This window comes from Shewanella sp. 11B5 (assembly GCF_002836795.1).
GTDB classification, from domain to species: Bacteria; Pseudomonadota; Gammaproteobacteria; order Enterobacterales; family Shewanellaceae; genus Shewanella; species Shewanella frigidimarina.
This window is the reverse complement of record NZ_PJAP01000575.1, coordinates 1-4182: the sequence shown is the minus strand read 5'-3', so window position 1 is coordinate 4182 and position 4182 is coordinate 1. Positions and strand designations below refer to the sequence as shown.

At 43.2% G+C, this 4182-nt stretch carries 5 protein-coding genes; all 5 read right to left on the bottom strand.

Features of this window, described 5'->3' with window-relative positions; translation table 11 throughout:
* On the bottom strand, window positions 1-1028 hold a 1028-nt coding region (locus CXF78_RS13430), incomplete at its 3' end, for a hypothetical protein (protein WP_102037082.1).
* Between the two features lie 29 nt (window positions 1029-1057).
* On the bottom strand, window positions 1058-1522 hold the full coding sequence (locus tag CXF78_RS13425; RefSeq protein WP_102037081.1) for a DUF3299 domain-containing protein: 465 nt from the start codon (window positions 1520-1522) through the stop codon (window positions 1058-1060).
* A gap of 56 nt (window positions 1523-1578) precedes the next feature.
* Entirely contained in the window at window positions 1579-2316 is a 738-nt protein-coding gene (locus CXF78_RS13420) for a cupin domain-containing protein (RefSeq protein WP_243638384.1), read from the bottom strand.
* A gap of 27 nt (window positions 2317-2343) precedes the next feature.
* Window positions 2344-2697, bottom strand: a complete 354-nt coding sequence (locus CXF78_RS13415) for a cytochrome c3 family protein (RefSeq protein ID WP_102037079.1) — start codon at window positions 2695-2697, stop codon at window positions 2344-2346.
* An 11-nt stretch (window positions 2698-2708) separates the two neighbouring features.
* On the bottom strand, window positions 2709-4182 hold a 1474-nt coding region (locus tag CXF78_RS13410; RefSeq protein WP_102037078.1), incomplete at its 5' end, for a flavocytochrome c.

Sequence of the window (4182 nt, the reverse complement as noted above, 5' to 3'; positions counted from 1 at the left end):
CCCATTATAAAATCTATCATGGTATAAGTTTGACCTGCTGAAACTGCACAACCAGTGACGTTCTGAATGCTGTTGTCGTAATCATCGCCATCAACATCCGGAGTCATTAATCCAAAATCGTTATAACACTTAACACTTCCCCAATCGGTGTTGAAAGTCTTAGCAATGTTAGCGCTGTATGACTGACCTTGAGTTGCAATCTCGTACTGCCAACTCACCACAGAGACACCTATTTTGTTTGGGTCTTCTGCATCTGCTGCATTGTATTCATACTGTAGAGCTTGTAATTGTAAGTTCCAACCATTTAACCTTGATTCAAGGTGCAGAGCCACAGCGTAACGGTCGCCGTTACTAGCTGTTTTATTGTTATAAATCTGCCCAAATTGTGCAGAGCCTCCTATGGTTGTTGATCCACCATTATGTTCAAAAGTATAGGTCTGTCGAACGTTAATTTGGTTCGTTTCTTCATTACTATACTCGGTCCCATTTATGGTGCCGGTATAGATATCTGTAGCGTAACGCTTGTTCTCGCTAGAGCCATATTCAGGATTTTTATAGAATGCTAAATCAGTATGCCAACCATCATTTTCGTAGACAGCTTTAATACCAATATCATGGTCATCTTCAAAACCCAGGTAGTAAGGGAGACCGAACCAAAAACTATTAGAGATAAACTCTGCGTTACCAAATGGAACTTTGTTGATACCAAACTGAAGTTGCCAGTTAGGGTCTAGATCATAAAAGCCATATCCGTATTTAATATAATTTGTATCTGAAGTAAAACGATATTCAGCCGCTAGTCCCCAATCACCTTTTTTCCCATTAAATTTAATCGCAGCCATATCAAAGCTTATGTCACCGACTTTGTCTTTTGATACTTCACTATAATCTTTGTAGGCGTAGTTAACACGAACAGCGCCACCAATATTTATGCCTTCCGTTTGCGCTTCTGCAAAAGCATTGGTACCAGAAAATGTAATCGCGGTTGCCATTACAGAAAGCATAAATCTAGTATTTATTTTCATCATCATTACCTTTTTCTTATTTATCTAGCAATTTAGTGTTGGTGATCTTGTTCGTTTGAAGCAGCTGCTATTTTCACTGGGTAAGGGATCACTTTTATCCCTTTTAGTTGATAACCCGTTTTAGCAAATCCGGCTTGGGCATTTTTCACCTTTAGCGTGCCAACGATATACATCGGCTGCTCTAAATCAGGGATCGCAATGGGTATATCAAAAGAAACATGGATCAACTGATTTGACGGCGACGGAGGTTTATGAAAGCAAGCACCTTGCTGTGGTGTTAATAAGAAATTCTTAATATAGCCAGTATTCTTGCCATCTAAGGGCACCACAAATCCAGGAATAATCACTTCCCTGCCGTCTAGGGCTGGATTGACATTAGTTTCAGCTGGTAGATCTGCGGATCCAGGTGCCAAGTTGTGCCAGAGAATAGGTATCGCTTCTTCAGCAAAAAGGCTCGAACTAAACAATAAGCTAAATATCAGGATCAGTTTGTTCATATTTTTTAGGAGGCCAATAATATTGGCCTCCTTCTCAGGTTATGGATTGAGTGTGATTATTTGGACTTTTGAACGACATCCCAACCGTAACCACCGTTGCCAGAACGAACTAATTTAGAGTTGGTGTATGGAATGAAGTCGAACATCAGTTGCTCACCAGGACCTACGTCTTGAGGCCACTGATACTTAAATGTTGAGAACTTGCCATCTAATGGGAACCAGTACATATAAATCAAATCTTGGTCATCATAAGTGTTAGGTGTGTAGTGCATCGCTTTACTTGGGATCTCAATATAGTCTTTAGGACCAAATGGTTGCATGCGTTCTTGTGCCCAAGTAAGACCTTGGCCACTAATGCCGTAGTAGCATTCCATCTCGCGATGGTAATGAGGCGCTGCAGTACCGGGTGCAACACGGACTAAACCGATAACGGTGGGTTCATCGTTTAGCTCTTTCCAGCACATTCCTACTTCAGTTGCACTCGCGCCACCTTCAGGGCACGGGATTAAGTTACTTGGGTCATCGACTCGCCAAGTTAACCATCCAGAGTCGTTTGCACCTTTACCACCATGATCGTTTGACTTGATGTTATAAATATCTTTTTCACCAGACTTTAGCTCTTTAAGGTAAGCCATTGCTTGTTCTTGCTTACACACCATCGGCATGACTTTAGTTGGGGCGTTGATGGTAGAGAGAGTCGGCCTTTCATTGTGCCAAGGCTGATCGGCAGGTTTGTCACCTGCGACGGCATATCCTGTGATGAGTATTGCCGAAGCTGCTAGTATTTTTTTCATCATTTATTCCTTAGTTTATTTACGTTTTTACTGTTTGAATTTTGGATAGTCGAAGTTATGGCAATCCATACAAATTGCTTGCTTTGAGGTATGTTCACCATGGCATTCCATGCAAGGTGCTTCCTGGCCATAATGCATACTGTCATGGGGGTTCTGTCTGGCCTCATGACCTTCACGTTTTGTTTGTTCTGCCAAATCACTCATGTTGTGGCATTGAAGGCAAGACTCATCAGAAGGAAAAGTTTTCAACCCTTGGTCATGGCAGGTTTTACAGCCCGAGTCATAAACCATTTCGTGATAGTCACGTTTATCGCGAGCTTGCACCGATAATGCGATACAACTACCTAGAACAAGCACAAGTAATGTTTTGATAAATTTCATTTTTATATTCCTTATGCTTTCATCATTGAACGTGCAGCAGTGACACCGAATGCCATGCACTCAGGTGTTGAGCAACCACCGAGACGACTCACGCCATGTACTCCACCGGATACTTCTCCAGCGGCATATAGACCTGGGATTTTCTCGCCATTTTTAGCGGCAATAACTTCGGCATGGACATTAATTTGAATACCACCCTGGCAATAATGAACTTTTGGCCACAGGCGCTGAACAATGAATGGAGCGGTTAGGTAGATCCCTGTACTCATGTCCATACGCTTATCAAATTGGGGGTCTTTGCCGGCTTTAACGTATTTATTCCAATCATCAATTTGTTTTTTAAGCTGCTTAGCGGGTAGTTCAAAATGCTTGGCTATGGCATCAACACTGCTGAATTCCCAAGCCACGTTATATTTGAGTACGTTAGCCATTGAAGGATCTTTTTGCGCTTCATGTTTAGGTGCAATTAGTAAGGCAGGATTTGGTTTACCGTCTTTATCTCGACGTTGAACTTCGAGGTCTGCGCGGGTTTTACGATCCGCGGTTTCGTTCATGAAACGCTCGCCTGTATTTCGGTCAATTGCGATTGAATGGGGAAAGTTATACAAAGAGAAACCTGCACCATAGCCAAAACCACCTTCATCCGGAGATGCCCATGGGCCTGATTGAATAAAACTTAAATGTACAGGCATAGCTCCTTCAGCAAGCATCGCTATAAGGCCATCACCAGTGGCACCACGAGCGTTAGTGCAACCCACTTCAGAGCCTAAAGTTGGGTCGAGTGCTTGGCGGAAACTCACGTTGGCACCAAAGCCACCCGTTGCAATCAGTACGCCTTTCTCGGACCTAACATTAATCAATTCACCTGAGTCTTCGTGACCGAAATGGTAGCCGCGGCGAATTTGAACACCGAGTACCTTTCCGTTTTTAGCCGTGATTAAATGTTCGAATTTATGACGGATTTTTGTTTTTACGCCATAACTACGAGCTGTTTTTAACATTGGACGGATAAATCCAGCACCACTGCGCTCTACCACTTGATGACTGCGAGTGGCGCTGGTGCCGCCCGTATTAATTATATGGTCGCGGTAAACGCAGCCACAGTCTTTGGTAAGTTGATAAATATAAGGCCCGAGTTCTGCGCTGTGTCTTAGTAGCTCTTCACTTGCATAACCGCGACCAGACTTGAGTTGGTCCTGAACCATAAGTTCGGCGTTGTCTTCAATGCCAAGATTTTTTTGAAGATCGGTATTGGCGAAACAGGCTTGACCAGCATTAAGAGTGCTATTACCACCGTAAACGCCGAGCTTTTCAAAGATGACAATATCTTTTGCACCTAATTTCCCCGCTTCAACCGCCGCGGCTAATCCAGCAAAGCCTGACCCGATAATAATAATTTCGTGCTCTTCATCCCAATTTATATCAGCAGAGTTTGCTTTTACGACTAAAGGAGCTAATGCGCCAACAGTGGCAGCACTAGCGCCT